Source organism: Rhizobium sp. 62_C5_N11_2, assembly GCF_051811185.1.
Lineage (GTDB): Bacteria > Pseudomonadota > Alphaproteobacteria > Rhizobiales > Rhizobiaceae > Rhizobium > Rhizobium leguminosarum.
Genome location: NZ_JBPWPW010000003.1, coordinates 452,319 through 471,961, shown reverse-complemented (window position 1 = coordinate 471,961; position 19,643 = coordinate 452,319). Strand labels below are relative to the sequence as shown.

General features: G+C 61.4%; 20 protein-coding genes and 1 pseudogene. 13 read left to right on the top strand and 8 right to left on the bottom strand.

Translation table 11 applies throughout. The features are described from left to right. Nucleotides 1-10: 10 nt before the first annotated feature. The 8 genes from AB8B31_RS31295 to minE all read left to right on the top strand — a co-directional run bounded on the left by AB8B31_RS31295 (nucleotide 11) and on the right by minE (nucleotide 6,847). Complete coding sequence (locus AB8B31_RS31295; RefSeq protein WP_018246139.1) at nucleotides 11-616, top strand: dimethylamine monooxygenase subunit DmmA family protein; 606 nt, start codon at nucleotides 11-13, stop codon at nucleotides 614-616. After that, on the top strand, nucleotides 613-1,578 hold the full coding sequence (locus AB8B31_RS31290) for a PDR/VanB family oxidoreductase (RefSeq protein ID WP_018246138.1): 966 nt from the start codon (nucleotides 613-615) through the stop codon (nucleotides 1,576-1,578). The genes AB8B31_RS31295 and AB8B31_RS31290 overlap by 4 nt, the downstream gene beginning before the upstream one ends. 31 nt (nucleotides 1,579-1,609) lie before the next feature. Beyond that, nucleotides 1,610-2,650: a heme-dependent oxidative N-demethylase family protein gene (locus AB8B31_RS31285; RefSeq protein WP_018246137.1), complete on the top strand. Its 1,041-nt coding sequence runs from the start codon at nucleotides 1,610-1,612 to the stop codon at nucleotides 2,648-2,650. 48 nt (nucleotides 2,651-2,698) lie between these two features. Continuing rightward, on the top strand, nucleotides 2,699-4,036 hold the full coding sequence (locus AB8B31_RS31280) for an NAD(P)-binding domain-containing protein (RefSeq protein WP_018246136.1): 1,338 nt from the start codon (nucleotides 2,699-2,701) through the stop codon (nucleotides 4,034-4,036). Between the two features lie 120 nt (nucleotides 4,037-4,156). Next, the gene (locus tag AB8B31_RS31275) at nucleotides 4,157-4,759 is read left to right on the top strand and encodes a methyl-accepting chemotaxis protein (protein ID WP_018246135.1); all 603 of its coding nucleotides are present in this window, start codon (nucleotides 4,157-4,159) and stop codon (nucleotides 4,757-4,759) included. A gap of 209 nt (nucleotides 4,760-4,968) precedes the next feature. Then, nucleotides 4,969-5,688, top strand: a complete 720-nt coding sequence (gene minC / locus AB8B31_RS31270; RefSeq protein ID WP_018246134.1) for a septum site-determining protein MinC — start codon at nucleotides 4,969-4,971, stop codon at nucleotides 5,686-5,688. Between the two features lie 86 nt (nucleotides 5,689-5,774). Further along, nucleotides 5,775-6,590, top strand: coding sequence for a septum site-determining protein MinD (gene minD, locus AB8B31_RS31265; protein WP_018448670.1), 816 nt, complete (start codon nucleotides 5,775-5,777; stop codon nucleotides 6,588-6,590). Next, the gene (gene minE / locus AB8B31_RS31260; protein WP_003574994.1) at nucleotides 6,587-6,847 is read left to right on the top strand and encodes a cell division topological specificity factor MinE; all 261 of its coding nucleotides are present in this window, start codon (nucleotides 6,587-6,589) and stop codon (nucleotides 6,845-6,847) included. Before minD ends, minE begins: the two co-directional genes overlap by 4 nt. Nucleotides 6,848-6,890: 43 nt before the next feature. On the opposite strand, the gene AB8B31_RS31255 is transcribed toward minE, so the two are convergent. The 4 genes from AB8B31_RS31255 to AB8B31_RS31240 form a co-directional block, all read right to left on the bottom strand. Beyond that, nucleotides 6,891-7,271: a DUF6481 family protein gene (locus tag AB8B31_RS31255; RefSeq protein WP_018246133.1), complete on the bottom strand. Its 381-nt coding sequence runs from the start codon at nucleotides 7,269-7,271 to the stop codon at nucleotides 6,891-6,893. Between the two features lie 249 nt (nucleotides 7,272-7,520). Then, nucleotides 7,521-7,745 carry a hypothetical protein gene (locus AB8B31_RS31250; RefSeq protein WP_026188733.1) on the bottom strand — a complete coding sequence of 75 codons (225 nt, stop codon included), beginning with the start codon at nucleotides 7,743-7,745 and terminating at the stop codon, nucleotides 7,521-7,523. A gap of 227 nt (nucleotides 7,746-7,972) precedes the next feature. Next, nucleotides 7,973-8,182 (bottom strand): cold-shock protein, encoded by a 210-nt coding sequence (locus tag AB8B31_RS31245; RefSeq protein WP_003548109.1) that lies wholly within the window; start codon nucleotides 8,180-8,182, stop codon nucleotides 7,973-7,975. Between the two features lie 301 nt (nucleotides 8,183-8,483). Continuing rightward, a complete protein-coding gene (locus tag AB8B31_RS31240) occupies nucleotides 8,484-10,853 on the bottom strand; it encodes a DUF1989 domain-containing protein (protein ID WP_018246131.1) in 2,370 nt (789 codons plus the stop codon). Nucleotides 10,854-11,103: 250 nt separating this feature from the next. On the opposite strand from AB8B31_RS31240, the gene AB8B31_RS31235 reads away from it, so the two are divergent. Then, complete coding sequence (locus AB8B31_RS31235) at nucleotides 11,104-12,888, top strand: APC family permease (protein ID WP_018246130.1); 1,785 nt, start codon at nucleotides 11,104-11,106, stop codon at nucleotides 12,886-12,888. A 73-nt stretch (nucleotides 12,889-12,961) separates the two neighbouring features. Here the strand turns inward: AB8B31_RS31235 and AB8B31_RS31230 are convergent. Beyond that, nucleotides 12,962-13,102, bottom strand: a pseudogene (locus AB8B31_RS31230) (carboxymuconolactone decarboxylase family protein); the annotation flags it as partial. A gap of 88 nt (nucleotides 13,103-13,190) precedes the next feature. On the opposite strand from AB8B31_RS31230, the gene AB8B31_RS31225 reads away from it, so the two are divergent. Together AB8B31_RS31225 and AB8B31_RS31220 are read left to right on the top strand one after the other, a co-directional pair. Further along, a complete protein-coding gene (locus AB8B31_RS31225) occupies nucleotides 13,191-14,021 on the top strand; it encodes a helix-turn-helix transcriptional regulator (RefSeq protein ID WP_018246128.1) in 831 nt (276 codons plus the stop codon). Nucleotides 14,022-14,136: 115 nt separating this feature from the next. After that, nucleotides 14,137-14,784 (top strand): LysE family translocator, encoded by a 648-nt coding sequence (locus tag AB8B31_RS31220; protein WP_018246127.1) that lies wholly within the window; start codon nucleotides 14,137-14,139, stop codon nucleotides 14,782-14,784. Nucleotides 14,785-14,881: 97 nt separating this feature from the next. Here the strand turns inward: AB8B31_RS31220 and AB8B31_RS31215 are convergent, their stop codons facing one another. The 3 genes from AB8B31_RS31215 to AB8B31_RS31205 form a co-directional block, all read right to left on the bottom strand. Beyond that, nucleotides 14,882-15,913: an aldo/keto reductase gene (locus AB8B31_RS31215; protein WP_018246126.1), complete on the bottom strand. Its 1,032-nt coding sequence runs from the start codon at nucleotides 15,911-15,913 to the stop codon at nucleotides 14,882-14,884. Nucleotides 15,914-16,134: 221 nt separating this feature from the next. Beyond that, on the bottom strand, nucleotides 16,135-17,403 hold the full coding sequence (locus AB8B31_RS31210; protein WP_018246125.1) for a flavin monoamine oxidase family protein: 1,269 nt from the start codon (nucleotides 17,401-17,403) through the stop codon (nucleotides 16,135-16,137). Between the two features lie 66 nt (nucleotides 17,404-17,469). After that, nucleotides 17,470-17,982, bottom strand: coding sequence for a MarR family winged helix-turn-helix transcriptional regulator (locus AB8B31_RS31205; protein ID WP_018246124.1), 513 nt, complete (start codon nucleotides 17,980-17,982; stop codon nucleotides 17,470-17,472). On the opposite strand from AB8B31_RS31205, the gene AB8B31_RS31200 reads away from it, so the two are divergent. After that, a complete protein-coding gene (locus AB8B31_RS31200) occupies nucleotides 17,983-18,873 on the top strand; it encodes a haloalkane dehalogenase (RefSeq protein WP_018246123.1) in 891 nt (296 codons plus the stop codon). 96 nt (nucleotides 18,874-18,969) lie between these two features. Beyond that, nucleotides 18,970-19,569 carry a class I SAM-dependent methyltransferase gene (locus tag AB8B31_RS31195; RefSeq protein ID WP_018246122.1) on the top strand — a complete coding sequence of 200 codons (600 nt, stop codon included), beginning with the start codon at nucleotides 18,970-18,972 and terminating at the stop codon, nucleotides 19,567-19,569. Nucleotides 19,570-19,643: the final 74 nt, after the last annotated feature.

Genomic DNA, 19,643 nt, shown 5'->3' with positions numbered 1-19,643 from the left:
GAGCACGCGAATGCTCGTTGCAGGCATCAAGAGCCGACCAGTCTACACGGGCCTGACCATCCAGCCGCGCGCCCGGCGGCACATTTTCGCGCTCGAAGGGGAGGGCGCCAAGGCTCTCCTCGATCAGCAGCCAGCGCTTGACGAAACGGCGCTTGCCCGCAGTGAAATCCTCTATGTCGCCCGCGGCTCTCAAGGGTCCGGCCTGGACGAGGCGCTGCGCCGCCTCGGCGCCGACATGTTCTTCACGGCGCCGACCATCGCAACGCTGCTCTTCCGACTGAAGGGTTCGCTGGCCACCGCACATATGGGCACGCGGCTCTATCTATCGGGCACGGAAGGCTTCATCGGCCAGGCAATGCTGGTGGCGCTCGATTACGGCATGGACCATGCCTCCGTCATCACCGAGCATCGCGGCTCGCTGGCCCGGCGTGTGCAATGCGTCCATTGCAAGGGCATTACCGACGACGTCACCACCAGCCCCTTTGCCTGCAGCCATTGCGGGCTGCCGCTTCTGGTACGCGACCATTATTCGCGCCGGCTCGCTGCCTTCCAGGGCGTCAATATCGACGCCGAAGAACCGGGCAGCGCGCCTGATCCGGAGGATTTGTTCCTTTGAGCGGTGGCACTGAAATTCCTGTCCGCGTGACGCGGATTACGCCGATCGCCGAGCGCGTCAAGCGCTTCCGTTTCGAGCGCCTTGACGGCAAGCCGATGCCCTATTTCTCCGGCGGCGCGCATATCATCGTCTCGATGAACGATGGCGGCCATATGCGCCGCAACGCCTATTCGCTGATGTCGCCGCCGCATGATTGCGCAGCCTATGAGATCAGCGTGCTACATGTCGAGGATTCACGCGGCGGCTCCACCTTCATGCATGAGAAGCTCAGCGAAGGCGATGAGCTGAAGGTCAGCTATCCCGTCAACCTGTTCCAGCCGGACTGGCGCGGACGCAAGCACCTTCTGATCGCCGGCGGCATCGGCATTACCCCCTTCATCGCGATGATGGAGCAGTTTTCCCGCGAGGGCGCCAATTTCGAGCTGCATTATGCCATCCGCACGCGCGACCGCGGCGCCTATTGGCAGCAACTCGTCGAGCGCTACGGCAGACATCGCATCAAGATCTATTGCGACGCCGAAGGCGGCGCTATCCCGTTGACACGCCTGCTCGACAGCCAGCCGCTCGGCACGCATCTTTATGTCTGCGGCCCGTCGGGGATGATCGATGGCGTGCTGAAAACCGGCCTCAACGCCGGCTGGCCGGAACAGAACTTGCATTCGGAACGGTTCCTGTCGTCGCTGCCCGGCAAGCCCTTCGCGATCGAGCTCCTGCGGTCCGGCAAGACCGTGAAGGTCGGCCATCACGAAAGCATGCTGGAGGCAATCGAGGCGGCGGGCGTCGACGCGCCCTTCCTCTGTCGCGGCGGCGCCTGCGGTCAATGCGAGACCGGGGTCGTTACCTGCAACGGCAAGCTGCTGCACCATGACGTCTATTTGACGAGCGAAGAAAAAGCATCCGGTCGCAAGGTGATGATCTGTGTTTCCCGCTTCGAGGGAAACACGCTGCATCTTGATCTCTAGCGGCATCGGAAGCGGAACAAGGAGACCGGACATGGCAATCGTCTTCAAGCAGGAAACCTTCCGGAACGATTTCAGCTATCGGAACAGCCCCGAGAACATCCGGCGTTTCCCGTTTCCCTTCGACCGCGACGAATACATGTATTCGGTCAACATGGAGCCGCATGTGCACGGCCGGGCGGGAACCGTCTACGAAAGTCTGATCGACGTCGACGAGCATTATGTCGCCGAGATGCACGACCGGGCGCTGGTGCTGAAGGAAGATCCGCTACGCTACCAGGCGCTGCCGCACATGATGAGCGCGCAGTGGGACACGCTCGAACTTTTGATGGAAGAGCAGGCGGCAGGGTACCCCGAACACTTCACGCTGATCCGCAACGGCGACCAGTGGCGCTGGATCAACCGCCCGCTCGGCATCGACGATAGCTTCACCTTCGGCGATGCCTCGACGCTGCCCTATGAGCCCTTCGAATATATCACCCGCCAGGCCCAGGGCGATTTCTGCATCGTCGACCAGCGCGACAGCAATCTCTGGATGGATGCCGGCATGGTGACGACGCAGGCCGACTGGTCGCTCGATTTCGATATCGGCATGAATTTCATGGAATGGCACGGACCGGTGCCGCTCGCCCACCAGATCGGCGTCTTCGACCGGGCGCTGAAATTCCTGCTGAACCTGCAGCAGGGCAAGCCGACACGACGCTTCAACTGGACGATGACGATCAATCCGCGGCTCGACACCAGCCCGGAGAACTATCACAAATGGGGTCCGGACCGCACGACGGTGACGCCGGAGAATGTCGGCGAAAAGGTGCATCTGCGCGTCGAATTGCAGAGCCTCTGGCGCCTGCCGCGCTCGAACGCCATCCTCTTCGTCATCCGCTGCTACCTGATGAACATGGAAGAGCTCGTCACCGTGCCGAAATGGGCGCGCCGCTTCCCGCGCGTGCTGAAGACGCTGCCGGCCGAGCTCATTGACTACAAGGGCCTCACCCGCTTCCGCGGGACGACGATCGACTGGCTTTCCAAATATGACGACGGGGCGCCGACCAGCCCCGGCATCTATCCGGACTGAGGCGGCGATGCACCAGATAAAACGACATAATCAAGAGGGGAATGCTTCATGACAAGAGTAGCCGTCATCGGTGCCGGTCCTTCCGGGCTGGCGCAGCTGCGCGCCTTTCAATCGGCTGCCCAGAAGGGCGCCGAGATCCCGGAGATCGTCTGCTTCGAAAAGCAGTCGGACTGGGGCGGGCTCTGGAATTATACCTGGCGCACCGGGCTCGACGAATATGGCGAGCCGGTCCATGGCAGCATGTATCGTTACCTCTGGTCGAACGGCCCGAAGGAATGCCTCGAATTCGCCGATTATTCCTTCGAGGAGCATTTCGGCAAGCCGATCGCTTCCTATCCGCCGCGCGCCGTGCTCTGGGATTACATCAAGGGCCGCGTCGAGAAGGCGAACGTCCGCCATTGGGTACGTTTCAGCACGCCGGTGCGCATGGTTCGCTTCAACGATCAGACGAAGAAATTCACGGTGACGGCGCATAACCGCATCGAGGACCGGATGTATGACGAGGAATTCGACTATGTCGTCGTGGCATCAGGTCATTTCTCGACGCCGAACGTGCCCTATTTCGAGGGCGTGAAGACCTTCAACGGCCGCGTGCTGCATGCCCATGATTTCCGCGACGCGCTGGAGTTCAAGGGCAAGGATATCCTGATCGTCGGCCGCAGCTATTCGGCCGAAGACATCGGCTCGCAATGCTGGAAATATGGCGCGAAATCGGTGACGACCAGCTATCGCTCGAAGCCGATGGGCTTCAAATGGCCGGAGAATTTCGAGGAGCGGCCGCTGTTGACCAAGCTCGAAAACCGCACGGCGCATTTCCTCGACGGCTCGACCAAGGAGGTCGATGCGGTGATCCTCTGCACCGGATACCAGCACCACTTCCCCTTCCTGCCCGACGACCTCCGGCTGAAGACCGCCAACCGCCTCTGGGCCGACAGCCTCTACAAGGGGGTGATCTTCGACAAGAACCCGCAGCTTTTCTATATCGGCATGCAGGACCAGTTCTACACCTTCAACATGTTCGACGTGCAGGCCTGGTGGGCGCGCGACGTGATGATGGGTCGCATCACCCTGCCATCCGAAGAGGAGCTGAAAGCCAATTTCGACATGTGGCGCGCCCGCGAGGAAACGCTCGAGGATGCCGAGCAGATGATCTGGTACCAGGGCGATTACGTGAAGGAACTGCTTGCCGAAACCGACTATCCCAACTTCGACATCGAGGGCACCAACCAGACCTTCATGGAGTGGGAACATCACAAGGCCCACAACATCATGGGCTTCCGCGACCATGCCTACCGGTCGCTGATGACCGGCAACATGTCGCCGACGCACCACACGCCCTGGGTCGAGGCGCTCGACGATTCCATGGAGGAATATCTGCGCAACTGATGAGGCGGACTGCATTGCCGGTGGAGGGTGTTCGTGCTCTCTTCCGGCATTGTGACGTGCGCCTTTTTAAATGAGACGACATAAATCCATCTGCAACTCTTCTCTTCGGATGTGGCCTTCATGGATTTTCAAACGAGCATTCTCGGGCGCATGAGTGGTTTTCTCTATCGCTGCCGTGCCGATGAAAACTATACGATGCTGGAGATGACCAACGGCATCGAGCGCATCTTCGGTTATCCCGCCGAGGAAATCATCGGCAACCGCACGCGGACCTTCACCTCGATCATGTACGAGGAAGACGTGCCTCTGATGGACGAGATCGTCGGACGGGCGCTGGAGAGGCGCACCGACTGGACGATGGAATACCGCATCCGTCACGCCATGGGCCATCTCATCTGGGTCACCGAGACGGGCGGCGGCATCTGGGACGAGAAGGGTGAACTTCTCTATCTCGAAGGCAGCATCATCAATATCGAATCACTCTATCAGCGAATCGATGACCAGACCGCCGATATGCGCGTCACCGCCTCGAAGACCAATGAGATCCTGCAATCACTGCGTTACCTGAAGCTGCTCGCCGTCAATGCCGGCATCGAGGCTGCTCGCGCCGGCACGGCTGGATCGGGCTTTGCCGTGCTTGCCGCCGAGATGCGCACGCTTGCCAACTCCTCGGAAGAGGCCGCACGCGCCATTTCCAACGCACAACGCAAGGCGGAAGGCTGAGCGTTACCCAAGCAGCGGCAGATTTGCGGCTCACCTTCGAAGCCGTATTATTAACCGTTCGGCGCTTCCAGCGATTGCAACGCTTTTCCAATGACTTGCGGTAATTCAGTGTGTGAAGAATCTGCTGTGATTGTCGGTAATGTTAAGGCCGCGTTAACTTTTTGTTAACCATAGCAGCGGTAGACATGGTCAACGATTTCTTCACATAGATGACCAAAGTGCTAACAGACGCTCGCTCTATCCGCATCAAGGGCCGCTCTTTCCTCGCGGTCATGCTGTCCCCGGATCTTCCGATCGATGATTGGTTGACCCGCCTGGACGATCTGGCCGCACGTTCGGCCGGCTTCTTCCTCGGACGGCCTGTCGTGCTCGACCTGACGGACCTGCAAATCGACCGGCCGCAGCTGAAGGACCTGATTGCTGAACTTGCCAAGCGCAATGTCAGCATCATGGGCATCGAGGGCGCGCGGCCTTCCATCCTCGGATCCGGCATGCCGCCGGCGCTCAAGGGCGGTCGGTCGGTTTCCGATATTGAGGTTCAGGCAAAGGAGCCTGTCGATCCGCCCGGCAAACCGGCGGTAGCAGAGACCCGCCCGGCCATGCAATCGATCGTCATCCGGGAGCCTGTGCGCTCGGGGCAATCGGTGATCTTTCCGGAAGGCGACGTCACCGTCATCGGTTCGGTCGCCTCGGGTGCCGAGGTCATCGCCGGCGGCTCCGTCCATATCTATGGCACCTTGCGTGGCCGAGCCATGGCAGGGTCCATCGGAAACGCATCGGCGCGGATCTTTTGCCGCAAGCTCGAGGCCGAGCTGGTTGCAATCGACGGCATCTACAAAATGGCGGAAGACATGGCCCCCAATCTTCGCGGACAGGCTGTTCAGCTCTGGCTCGAGGACGACGCGATCATGGCAGAGAAACTGATCTGACGGCAGCGCCGCGCGTCTCTTCGAGAGCCGCAAGAGGACGCTTTAACACTTTGAATTACTGGGGCCACGGCAAAGGAGAGACAATGATGGGGAAAGTGATCGTCGTCACGTCAGGCAAGGGCGGGGTTGGCAAGACGACCTCGACCGCCGCATTAGGAGCGGCGCTGGCGCAACGCAATGAAAAAGTCGTCGTCGTCGATTTCGACGTGGGCTTACGCAATCTCGACCTCGTGATGGGCGCCGAACGCAGGGTCGTCTACGACCTGATCAATGTCATCCAGGGCGACGCCAAGCTTACCCAGGCACTGATCCGCGACAAGCGGCTGGAGACGCTGTTCCTCTTGCCGGCCTCGCAGACGCGCGACAAGGACAATCTGACGGCCGAGGGCGTCGAGCGCGTCATCAACGACCTGAAGCGCTATTTCGACTGGATCATCTGCGACAGCCCCGCCGGGATCGAGCGCGGTGCAACGCTTGCCATGCGCCACGCCGATGTTGCCGTGGTCGTCACCAATCCCGAGGTCTCGTCGGTGCGCGATTCGGATCGCATCATCGGCCTACTGGATGCCAAGACCGCCAAGGCCGAGCGCGGCGAGCGGATGGAAAAGCACCTGCTGCTCACCCGCTACGACGCCAATCGCGCCGAACGCGGCGACATGCTCAAGGTCGACGACGTCCTGGAGATCCTGTCCATCCCGCTCCTCGGCATCATACCCGAAAGCATGGATGTTCTGCGGGCATCCAACATCGGTGCACCGGTCACGCTGGCAGACAGTCGCAGCGCGGCTGCGATGGCCTATTTCGACGCCGCTCGCCGGCTCGCCGGCGAGACGGTGCCGATCGCGATCCCAGAGGAAAAGAGGAATATTTTCGGCAAGATCTTCGGACGGAGGGCGGCATGAATATTTTCCGTCTTTTCAACAAGCAGAGAACCGCACCGGCCGCCCGCGAACGGCTGCAGGTCCTTCTCGCCCATGAACGTTCCTCGGCGGGGTCGGACCTGGTCTCCCTGCTGCGCGAGGAAATCCTTGCGGTGATCGCAAAGCACGTGCAGCTCGACCACGACAAGGTGCAGGTGACGATCGATCGCAACGAGTACGTCTCGACCCTTGAGATCGACGTCGAAATCCCGCTGAATGCAGCCGTGCAGGCCGCGTGAACGACAGCGCGCTGCCTGTTGCGACAACAGGCAGCGCTGACGGTCAGGACTTTCTGGCTTTGCGATTGGCGTAACGCAGGTCGCGTTCGGCCTTTCGGGCGGCTTCGTCCGCAATCACGCGAGCGATCCTGTCTTTGTCAGCCGCTTCGCGCGCGTCGGCATCGGCGCGTGCTGCGGCTTCGGCGGCGGCCTGACGCTCGGCTTCCGCGGCTTTAGCCCGCTCCAGTTCCTCAAGCTTCAGCCGTTCTCGCGCAGCACGCCGTTCTTCCCTGGCCGCGGCAATGGCTTGACGCTCCGCTTGCTTTGCCAGCCTTGTGGGTTCGGCCGTATCTTTGGCGGTGCGATACGCGTTGAGGAGAGCGGCCTTGGCTTCGGCAGCTGCGCTGCGGCGATCGGAAAGCTCGTTGTTTCTGGCGTTTTTCAAATCTGTTTCCTGACTGTTTGACTTCGACCCTAGAGCATGATGGGCGAAAAGTGTGCGCGGTTTTCGGACGACATCATGCTCTAACTCTTTAATAAGAACAGGATTCAGAGTTTAGGGCGATCCCGGCCTAAAATCATCCTGTTCTAAGGCGCCGCGCGTCTTCAGACGCGCAAAGGACGCTGCAATATTTTGAACTGCCGCATGTTTTATCCTGAAATCGAATCCGATTTAAGGAATTATGCAGCAGGGTCAGATTTTCTTTTTCCGCTTCGCGGCAGGGGCAGTCGTCGCTGCCAAGCGATCCTGCAATTCCTTGGCCTCACGGGCCTCGCGTAACCGCAAGGTTTTTTCCTCGCGGGCCCGCACTGTCGAGTCGATCTCTTCGACCGCGCGGCTTCGCTCCAAGAACTGCGATTGCACGTTTCCGAAGGCAATCTCCGCCTGCTTGCGTGATTTGCTGTGTGTCTCTGTCATATTCATCCCGGATTTTATTAGAGCGCCGCGCGTTTTTCAGACGCGCAAAGGACGCTGTAACACTTTGAATTACTGCATAATTCCTGAAATCGATTCCGCGTTTAAGGAATTACGCAGCAGCCCGCTGGCCGACTCAGCAAAAAGGCCAGGCAACGTGCCTGACCTCAATAGTATCATGCTTTCGACAGTGCCGGTACATCCGCGGTCAAAGGAAAGCTGATGTCAGTTCAGGCAGCTTGGAGATTGCAAGCGGACATTTTGCCCGACTTGTTATCGCGCTCAAGCTCGTAGCCGATCTTCTGGCCTTCGACGATTTCACGCATTCCAGCGCGTTCGACGGCAGAGATATGGACGAAGGCGTCAGCGCCGCCGTCATCAGGCTGAATGAAGCCGAAGCCCTTGGTGGAATTGAACCATTTAACTGTGCCAGTGGTCATAACAAACCCTTTCATAGCAATTGAACGACCGCACGTGCGGAAGCACGACGGATGATGGTCTCGATTTTGAAGAGGGAAGTTCGTCCAGGGCACGTTGCCAGCGTGCGATAACAAAAGTCAAACAAGCAATATCGACTACCAAGATATAGTCATTCAACCCAAATTTGTCAACTTTTAGTTTTTCAGGGCCATGCACTCAATATAAGGTTGCATCTCTATCGCATTGCGTGCCGCCGTTAAAACGTGCGGCTTCATCAACAGTACGAGAAACCGATCACCGTCCTCGACCCCAAAGCAGGCGTTACGAGCGCGGTCGCGTCTTCTGCGGGTCGTAATGCGAAAGCGGCACGATCGTCGCCGGCAGGCGCTTCTGGTGGCCGTCGAGCTTGCCGATCTCGACCTCGGTGCCGGGGCTTGCATGCATCACGTCGATGCGGGCGAGCGCGATCGTCTTGCCGAGGATCGGCGAGCGCGTGGCGCTGGTGATAACGCCGACCTGCGCCCGGCCGATATGGATGCAATCGCCATGGCCGACGGCCTCGTTGGACTTGATGTCGAGGCCGACGAGCAGATGGCGCGGATGCTCCTTGCGCCGGATCAGCGCCTCGCGGCCGATGAAATCGTCCTGCTTGGATTTCAGCGGCACCGTGAAGCCGATCCCGGCCTCGAATGGGTCCGTCTGGTCGGTGAATTCGTGATGGGCGAAGATCAGGCCCGCCTCTATGCGGACCATGTCGAGCGCCTCCAGCCCCATCGGCTTCAACCCGTGCGGCTGCCCGGCCTCCCAGACGGCGTCGAACACTGTCAGCGCATCCTTCGGATGACAGAAGATCTCGTAGCCGAGCTCGCCGGTGTAACCCGTGCGCGAGACGACGATTGGAACACCCTCGAAGCCGCCGATGCGGCCGACGGTGAAGCGGAACCATTCGAGCTCGCCGATCGTCGGTTGGCGCGGCGCCGTCCAGATGATCTCCTTCAGGATATCGCGGCTTTTCGGACCCTGCAGGGCGATATTGTGCATCTGATCGGTCGATGAGCGGACCCAGGCCTTGAAGCCCTTCTTCTCGGCCTGCTGACGCAGCCAGATGCCGCTGAAATCATCGCCGCCGATCCAGCGGAAGTTCTTGTCGCCGAGCCGGAACAGCGTGCCGTCATCGATCATGCCGCCGTTTTCGTAGCACATGGCGGAATAGACGACCTGGCCGGTCGACAGCTTGCGCACGTCGCGCGTCAGGCAATATTGCAGCAGCTCCTCGGCATCCGGCCCCGTCACCTCGAATTTCCGCAAGGGCGAGAGGTCGATGACGGCGGCGCGCTCGCGGCAGGCCCAATATTCCTCGACCGGCCCTTCGCTGGAAAAGCGGTTCGGCAGCCAGTAGCCGCGATATTCGGTGTAGTCCCGCGTCAGCGTGGAGAGGCGGGGATGGAAGGCGGTTTCGCGCGTCAGTTCGGCGTCGGCATCTGGGGTCATGCGATAAGCTACCGCTCGTGAGAATTTCTCTTTTCCGGAAAAGGTGCGGACGTGGATATCCGTCGGATCCCAGCCGTTCGCCGCGTCGATATCGTCAGGGCAGGACGAGGAGACGCAGACGAGGTCGGTCAGTGCCCTCATCAGCACGTAATCGCCGGGGCGCGACCAGGGCTCGTCAAGATAGAGCTGGTTGTTGTGGTCGATGTTGGTGTTGTAGAAATAGTTCAGCGCTTCCCAGCCCTTGCGGCCGGCAATGCCGTAGGGCGCCAGCACCGCGTTGAAATTATCCGTGCAGTTGACGTGGCCGGGATAACCCATGTCGTCGTAATAGCGCGAATTGCAGGCGGTCGCGAAAGCGTCGTGACGCCCGACCGTATCCTGCACGATCTCGACCAGCGGCTCGAAGTCGCGGTCGAAGGCCTTGGAGGGCAGGCCCGGCATCGGATAGCTGCGGCCGAGCAGCGTGCGGGTGACGGTGGAATCGAGCGCGAGCTCGAGACCCTTGTCGACCTTGCGGGCGGCAAAAGCCTGGAAATCGGTGCACTGGCGTCCATAGACATCGATGATCTGGATGAATTCGCCGGCCCGCACGAAGTAGGCCGCGGCGGTCGCCGCCCGGATGCGGATATCCTCGACGGGATCGGCGGCCGGTTCCGGCAGGGCAGAGGCATAATCGCGGATCAGCAGGCTGCGCTTGATCCTGATCTCGATCGGCGTCGCCGTATCCTGCGCCTCCGGCGACATGGCGCTAGCGGGTGCCGCAACGATCAGCAGGCCCTTCATGGAGATCGTGAATTCCGCCCGGCTGCCAGGCGTCGATCCGGCCCCGAAGATGCTGAGCGCGCCGGCCACGGCCAGATCGGCGCCGCGACGCTGAAGTGCTGCACGCGTGCGGGCAGCACTCTCATCCTCTGCCTGAAGTATGGCCTTCAAACCTTCGGCCGAATTGCTGAATGCCGTTCCGAGGCCGGCCGCCAGGAAGCGCCCTTTTTCATCGAGGAAAGAGATCTCGCAGACCTGTCCGCCCTCGCTGTCGATAACGCTGACGCGGTCGCCCGGCTCGACGCGCATAACGACCGATCCGCCGCCCTTTGCCCTGTAGCGCTCGGTTCCCTCCGGCAGGGTGGGAATGCCGGGATAGTGCACGAGGCTCGGAGCCGCCGGTCGCGGGCCAATCATAGCAGGATGAAGTTCTCGCATTGCGCCCTCTTGGGGATCCAGCATGCCCTCGGGCACCCACCCATACAGGTTACAAAATGCGCCACGAAAGTAAAGTCGAGTTGACTAAAAAGAAAAAATCTTCACTATGCATAAAGAGTTGAGACTCGGGGAATCCGTCGGGAACGCGGATCGCCAAAATCATCCGGGCGGGCTTGAGACTGTCAGGGAGACACGTTCAGGGAGACGTACAAAGATACGTCCGGAACAAATAGAATGGGGAATTTCACCGATGACAGACATTGTGGAGGCCGGGATTGCATCCGGCACCGAAGGTAAGCTTGTACGCGCGCTCGACTGGAAGGGCGCATTCTGGGTGGCTGCGGGCGTGCCGCCGCTCGTTCTTTTCTCCATCGGCGGCATTGCGGGCACGACGGGCAAGCTCGCCTTCGTCGTCTGGATCATCTCGATGGTGATGGGTTTCCTGCAATCCTTCACCTATGCCGAGATCGCCGGCATGTTCGCCAATAAGTCCGGCGGCGCTTCGGTCTATGGCGCCACCGCCTGGCTGCGCTATTCGAAATTCATCGCGCCACTGTCGGTCTGGTGCAACTGGTTTGCCTGGTCGCCGGTGCTGTCGCTCGGCTGCGCCATCGCCGCCGGTTACATCCTCAACGCATTCTACCCGATTCCAGCGGCGGATTCGCAGATGGTCCTCGATTGGATCTCCGCGCATGCCGCTTCCGTCACGGCCGATAGCCCCCGCGTCGCCGAATATATTGCAGCCCATGCAGGTACCACCCCGGATGACGCCGTCAAGGCATTGCTCGGCACCGACGGCGTCGCTGCCCTGACGCCAGCGATCCGCAGCTGGTCGCTCTTCAGCTTCAGCATTCCCTTCCTTGCCACCGCCAATATCAACGCCACCTTCTTCATCGGCGGCATCCTGATGCTGATCATCTTCGCGATTCAGCATCGCGGCATTTCGGAAACGGCAAGCGTGCAGAAGTGGCTGGCAATCATCGTGTTGGTGCCGCTGCTCATCATCGGCCTCTATCCGATCGTCAGCGGCCAGATCCTTGCCACCAACGTCACCGGTCTCGTGCCGCCGACGGCCGCCTATGCCGCTGTCGACGGCACCTGGAGCAACGGCGGCTGGACGCTCTTCCTCGGCGGCCTCTATATCGCCGCCTGGTCGACCTACGGCTTCGAGACGGCGGTCTGCTACACCCGCGAACTCAAGAACCCGAAGACCGACACCTTCAAGGCGATCTTCTATTCCGGCCTTGCCTGCTGCCTGTTCTTCTTCCTGGTGCCGTTCGCCTTCCAGGGCGTTCTCGGCCATGCAGGCATGCTGGCCCCCGGCATCGTCGATGGCACGGGTGTTGCCGAAGCGCTCGGCGGCCTCATCGGCGCCGGCCGCGTCGTCACCCAGTTGCTCGTCGTATTGATGATCATGGCACTCTTCCTTGCCATCATGACGGCGATGGCCGGCTCCTCGCGCACGCTCTACCAGGGCTCGAAGGACGGCTGGCTGCCGAAATATCTCGACCACGTCAACGAACACGGCGCCCCGACGCGGGCGATGTGGACCGATTTCGCCTTCAATCTCTTCCTGCTGGCGATCGCCTCGGATGTCGGTGGCTATTTCTTCGTGCTCGCCGTCTCCAATGTCGGCTACATCATCTTCAACTTCCTGAACCTCAATTCCGGCTGGATCCACCGGATGGATTCCGGTCATATCGAACGCCCCTGGAAGGCGCCGACCTGGCTGATCGGCCTCAACACCGTGCTGGCCTTCGTCAACGCGCTGTTTCTCGGCGCCGGTGCCAAGGTCTGGGGTTATTCCAATGCGCTCTGGGTCGGCTTCATCTTCGCCGCCCTGATCCTGCCGGTCTTCGCCTATCGCCACTATGTGCGCGACGGCGGCAAATTCCCAGCCGGCGCGATGGAGGATCTCGGCCTCGTCGGCCAGGATCTCGGCGTCAAGAAAGCCGGCATCCTGCCTTACCTCGCACTCGCCGGCGGCCTGGCGATCGTCCTGATCGCCAACGTGATCTTCCAGCTTCCGGCCTAGAATCGCCTCCCAAGCACAAAGGCCGAAAAGCCGCCATGGAAACATGGCGGCTTTTTCATGGACGGTCGTGGCGTCAGGCGGCCGAAGCCCTGGCGGCCTTGATGGCGGCCGCGTCGACATAGAGGCCGAAGCCGACAGCGATGCGATTCCAGCCATTGATGATGTTGATCATCACGGTGAGCTTAACCTGCTCCTCCTCCATGAACTGGGTGCGGAAATTTTTCGGTCCACGACTCCAGCGGCAGGCAAGATTGTCATGGAAATTGCTTGAAGGCGGGAACGGTCTGTAGGAAGACTATCGAATGGTGCGGATGAAGCAGGATGCGGGACGCATTCGAATCTGGCGCAACGACGCGTTAGCCGGAGTTGAATTGCTGCGCGCGTCGGGAACGCAGCATCACTTTCCGAAGCACTTCCACGACGCTTACGCAATCCATCTCCACGAACGCGGCACAATGGCGTTCCAATATGGTCAGCCTCAGGTGGCCCTGAAACCAGGCAACATCAATGTCCTTGCGCCCGGCGTCGTTCACATGTGCCTGCCGGCCGAAGAACAGGCGTTGAACTACCGCTGCCTGTTCGTTTCGCCTGCGTTTTTGCAGTACGCGGTGCTCGACCCGGGGGCGACGCGCCTAGCGCTGTTCGAGCGGTTGTTATGCCTTGGAGACCTCGAGCTTTTCCAAAGCCTTGGCAATGCGCATCGATATCTCGAAACTGACGATGACGCTTTTGAAGCCGAGACGCTGCTGACGAGCGGGCTCGCGGCGCTGGCCACTTACTCCGGGCAGCAGCCGCACGCAAGGATCGAAGCAGGCAGCGAGCCGCGGCACGTCACGACCATTCGCGAATTTCTGGACGCCAACTACGACAGGCGTATCGCCCTTGCCGATCTTGCCCGGCTGGTCAGGCTCAATCCCGTGTATCTCGTCCGATCCTTCCGCTCGTCTGTCGGGCTGCCGCCGCATGCCTATCAGAGGCAATTGCGACTGAGCCGGGCGCGGCAGTTGCTTCGGTTGGGCACGCCGCCGGCCGAAGTAGCCGAGATGGTCGGCTTCGCCGATCAGAGCCATCTCTCCCGCCTGTTCAAACAGACGACGGGCGTGACGCCCGCCGATTATGCGAAAGGTTTATAGCGTTCAAGACAGCAGGGTTTGCTTATGTGAATACTGTCTACTCTTGCGGTGACGACGGCTGGCTCCGGCGATGCGCCCGCAAGGCGATCGGGAAAACAGGAGCGGGGCGATTATCATGCCAACCCTCGGCAATATCTGGTTGTTTATCGGCGCTTCCTTGGCCCTGCTTCTGATTCCCGGGCCGGCGGTTCTCTACATCTTTGCCCGCTCGGTCGAGCAGGGCCGCCTCGCCGGCTTTGTTTCGATTCTCGGCATCCATGCCGCGACGCTGGTACATGTCATCGTCGCGGCGTTGGGCTTATCGGCAGTCCTGGCTTCATCGGCTCTGGCGTTCAGCGCGGTCAAGTATGCAGGCGCTGCCTATCTGATTTGGCTTGGGCTCAAGAAGATTTTCGGCCGAAGCGAGATTCCCGGCACCGAGACCGGCTTGAAGGCGTTCGGGCACGCGCGCCTTCTCCGCGACGGGTTCGTCGTCAATCTCTTCAATCCCAAGACCGCGCTCTTCTTTCTTGCCTTCCTGCCCCAGTTCGTCGAGGTGGACCGGGGTCACGCAGCGATGCAGATCGCGTTCCTGGGTCTGATCTACACCTGTCTCGGCATCATAACTGACGGCAGCTACGCATTCGCGGCCGGCACTGCGGGCGACTGGTTGAGGCGCAATCGCCGCTATCTCACAGCCGAACGCTATGTCAGCGGGGCCTTGCTGATCGGCCTCGGGTTGACGGCCGCTTTTGCAGGAAACCGAGGCAGCAGTCAGTCGTGACGCGAGCCGGCGCCGGTCGATCATCCTGAACCTGGGACATCCTGTCCGCTTCGGCGAGAAGCGGACAGGGTTCGTTCAATCAGAGCTGAAGGAAGGTTCAGCGGCCGCCTTCGATCTTGCGGTGGCGCTGGTTGATGCCGCCCTTGCCGTAGGGGTAGTCGAGTGGCTGAGGCGCGCTCACCTCATTGAGCCTCGCCATGTCGTCGTCGGAGAGCTTGAGTTTCATGGCGCCGAGATTGTCGGCGAGCTGTTCCGGCGTGCGGGCGCCGAGGATGACTGAGGTGATCGCCGGCTGCGCCGCCGTCCAGGCGAGCGCTACCTGCGCCATGCTGCCGCCATGCGCCTTGGCGATTTCCTCGACGACGCCGATGATCGCCCAGGTTCGCTCCAGCGCATTGCGCGGCGCATAGGATTCACCGCCGCGATTGGGGTTTTCACCGAGGCGGGTGGCGCCCGTCGGCATCTCGTCGCGCTTGTATTTGCCGGTCAGCCAGCCGCCGCCGAGCGGCGACCATGGCAACAGGCCCATGCCGGCATCCTGGCAGGCTGCGACGATCTCGAGCTCGATGTCGCGCACCAGCAGGTTATATTGCGGCTGCAGCGTCACCGGGCGGGTATAACCCCGCGCCTTGGCGATCTCCGAGGCCTTGGCGATGTGCCAGCCGACATAATTGGAAAAGCCGTAATAGCCGATCTTGCCGGAGGAAACCGCATCGTCGAGGAAGCGGAGCGTCTCTTCGATCGGCGTCAGCGCATCCCAGGCATGCATCTGGTAGAGGTCGATCTGCTCGAGGCCGAGGCGGCGGAGCGAATCGTCGAGCGCCTGGCCGAGATGCCGGCGCGACAAGCCGATATCGTTGGGTCCGTTGCCCATCGGAAAGCGCCCCTTGGTGGCGACGATCGCCTGGCGGGCCTCGGTCGGGCGCGCCTTCAGCCAGCCTCCGATGATCTCTTCCGATTTGCCGGCGCTGTAGACATCGGCGGTATCGATGAAATTGCCGCCCCAGGCGAAATAATCGTCGAGCAGCTTGTGCGAGGCGGCCTCGTCGGCCTCCGCGCCGAAGGTCATGGTGCCGAGGCAATAGGCGGTGACGACGGTCCCGCTGGGACCGAGCTTGCGATAGTCCATTTCTTCCTCCTCATGCGGATACCCGCAGCCGACACGCAAACGGTCGGGGTAGAAGCCGGGGCTCCTGCAATCAATGACAATATTGTGCTTGAGGCGGCCGCTTGCCGCCGGATGACGTATAGCGCCCCAGGCTGGGAGCACAGGGGCCGGGGGGAGCATAACCAATCCCGCCCGCGCGACAAGTGAGAAAAAAATATTCCTGCCGTCGCGGCCGGCGAGGATCACGGATTTTGCGAAAACGAGCCGGCGATCAGATCGGCTGCGGCGACGCCGGTCTCGTAGGCGCCGTGCGCCGTCGAATAACGCGACTTCGAACAGGCCTCGCCGGCAAAGAAGATCCGCTCGTCATGCGGCGCGGCGAGACGGCCGCGCAGATCGGAGGCGCCGGGTTCGGCATAGGAATAGGAGCCGCCGATATGGGGCGCTGCGGCCCAGGCCGACATTGCCGCCACCGACAGCTCCTTGCGGATATCCGCGCCAAAATGTGCCGCCAGTTCATCTCCGGCGAAGGAGAAGGCGGCCTCTCTGCCTTGCCCCTCCAGATCATGCGCGAGGTCACCGGCGAAATAGGCCTCGACGACGGGCGCGCCGAACGGCCGGAGCTGATAGGTGCCGGTTGCGCCGCGACCGGTGGAGCCGAGCATATGCGTATCCGCCGGCAGCGCCTGCTGATTTGCGAGCCTCAGGAAGAGCTTGTCGGCGAGCCCTAGGGGCAAACGGGCTGCGGCCTCGATCTTCTCCGGCAAAGGCGGGTCGAAGGCGATCTTGCCGGCGGCAAGCACATTCGTTGAAACGGTCACCACCACCGCGCGGGCACTCAGCACACCCTGGCTCGTCTCGATGCCGATGCGGCCGGCATGACGATGGTCGATGCGCGTCACCGCGGTGCCGAGCTTTGCCCGAACCGGCTTGCCGTAAAGCGAGACCAGCGTTCCATAGCCCTCGCGTACCCGCCAGTCAGGGCCGGGGCCGGGATCGTATCTGTTGTAATCGACGACCGACGACCGCTCCAGTTCGGCACCGGTGATATAGGTGCCGATCGCCCGGATCTGGCCATTCCAGGGGTTGCCGGGCTCGAGCATTTCGGCCATGGCTGCGTCATTCCCCTCATGGCTCTCGAGGCGCTCGAAATAGGCGCCGATCGCATTCCTTGCGGCATGCGCCTCCGCGCCATCCCGCTGAAGCCGCCGTCCGCCATCGTTCCAGGGTGCCGGCGTACGGTCGACCGTCAGTCCGACCTCGCCGGCGATCGCAGTCCAGGCATTGGTCCGCGCGCCATGCAGCCAGCCGCAGCCGAGATCGAGCGCGACATCGGCGTCAGGCAGTCCGACCGTCCAGGCGCGCCCGCCGAGACGATCGCCGGCTTCAAGCAGGAGGATGGAAAGATCCGGGCGGATTGCCTGCAGGCGACGGGCGGCGGCGATGCCGGCGGCACCGGCGCCGATGATGACGACATCCTCTTCGGCGCCCTTGCTGTTGTCACCCGGCATGAATTTTCCTTCGGTCGTGCGACGGTTAAGTGGAAAGGGTCGTCGTCTCAAGCCAGCCCCGCTTCGCTATTGCAGCTGCTCCAGCAGCCGCCGGAGTGCTGTCCGCAAATCGTCCATCTGCTGCTGGCTGGTCAAGGCAGCCCAGCTTTCATCGACGCTCCGGCCCGCCGCCATCGCTATCGGCCTGACCCCCTGGCCTTTTTCCGTCAGAAACACCAGCCGGCCGCGCCGATCGTTCGGATCTGGCCGGCGCTCGACATAACCCAGGCGCTCGAGTTCTTCGACAGCCTGCGTCATCGTCTGCTTACGCACACGGGCGAGCTTGGTCAGCTCGCTGACCTGGATGCCCTCGGGCCGCGCGAAAGTGAAAACGTTGGCATGCGGTGGGCGGATATCGCCGTAGCCTGCCTCATCGAGTGCCGCTTCGACGGCCTGCGTCCAATGCTGATGGACCAGACGCAACAACAGGCCAAGGGAAGAAGACGACATGAAACCCCGCGCAACAATATAGACAGGTAACTGTCTATATGATAAATGGACAGTCGCCTGCCTATATAGCACGAAAGCGCGGAGCTCCATATGCCGACCATCGATATTCTCACCTCGTTCATCTCCTACGAGGAACTGGGGGAGGGCGACCCGATCGTCTTCCTGCACGGCAATCCCACCTCATCGCATCTCTGGCGGAACATCATGCCCGTTATCGGGCCCGGCCGCTGCCTGGCGCCCGATCTCATCGGCATGGGACGATCCGGCAAACCCGATATCGGCTATCGCTATGGCGATCACATCGCCTATCTCGACGCCTGGTTCGATGCGCTTGACCTCGACGACGTCGTGCTCGTCGGCCACGACTGGGGCGGCGCGCTGGCATTCGACTGGGCTTCACGCCACGCCGAACGGGTGCGCGGCATCGCCTTCATGGAAACCATCCTGCGGCCGATGAGCTGGGAGGATCTGCCAGGCGGCGGAAAAGCGCGTTATGAACTGTTGCGGGGTACGGGAACCGGCGAGGCCAAGGTCCTCGACGAAAATTTCTTCATCGAACAGGCCTTGCGCGCGACCACGCTGAAAGGGCTCAGCGATGCCGATTGGGACGTCTACCGCGCCCCCTATCCGGACCGCGACAGCCGGCGCCCGCTGCTGGAATGGCCGCGCGCCATGCCGATCAACGGCGAGCCGGCCGATGTCGTCGCCAGGATCGAGAGTTATGACCGCTGGCTTTCCGCCAGTCCTCAAACTCCCAAGCTGCTGCTGACCTTCGACGGGCCTGCCGAAACGCTGTTGATCGGTAGCGAGATGATTTCGTGGTGCCGCGACACCATCGCCGGCCTGGAAATCAGGGGCTGCGGGCCAGCGCGCCACATTGCCCCCGAGGACCAGCCCGAGGCGATTGCCGCCGAAATCAAAAGCTGGATCGATCGGAATGGGCTCAGAACAGCACAGCGGAAGGTGGCGTCTCAGGCATAAAAATCAGCGTCTGCGTCACAGTGAATGCGACATGACAGACTGTTGCAATGTTGAGCCGGTTCATGGGTGGGATCAATCCGCCACTGTGAAGGTCCAATGCCACGTTTCGATCGACGACGCTTTCTTCTTGCCTGGCTGCGCGCGCCGCTGCGCATCACCTCGATCACGCCATCGGGCCCCCGCCTTGCGGGCCTGATGACCAAGGAAATTTCTGCGCTAACCGGGCCGGTTCTCGAACTCGGCCCGGGCACCGGCGTTTTCAGCTCGGCCCTTTTGGAACGCGGCATTGCAGAGCGCGATCTGACTCTAATCGAATACGAACGGGATATCGCCACGATGCTTCAAGACCGTTTTCCCGATGCCAGGGTGCTGCAGCTGGACGTGCGAGAGATGTGGAAGACGGCGCTTTCCAGAAGTTTCTTCGGCGGCGTCGTCAGCGGGCTTCCGCTTCTTGCCATGCGGCCGGACGATGTGCGGGCGCTGCTCGCGGGCTGCTTTTCCAACCTCAGGCCGCATGGTGCCTTCTATCAATTCACCTACGGCCCAAAATGCCCGGTGCCCATCGAAATCCTCGACTCCCTCGGTCTCGTCTCGAAGAGGATCGGTTGGACCCTGCGCAATATCCCGCCGGCTGCGGTCTATCGCATCAGCCGCAGGTACCAGCCAATGGCCCTGATCGAGCAGCACCGTGCATGATGATGGATAGGATCCTTTGCTACGAGGCGGCGATCTTGAATTCGATGCGCAACCGCTGCTGCGGGCCTCGCTGA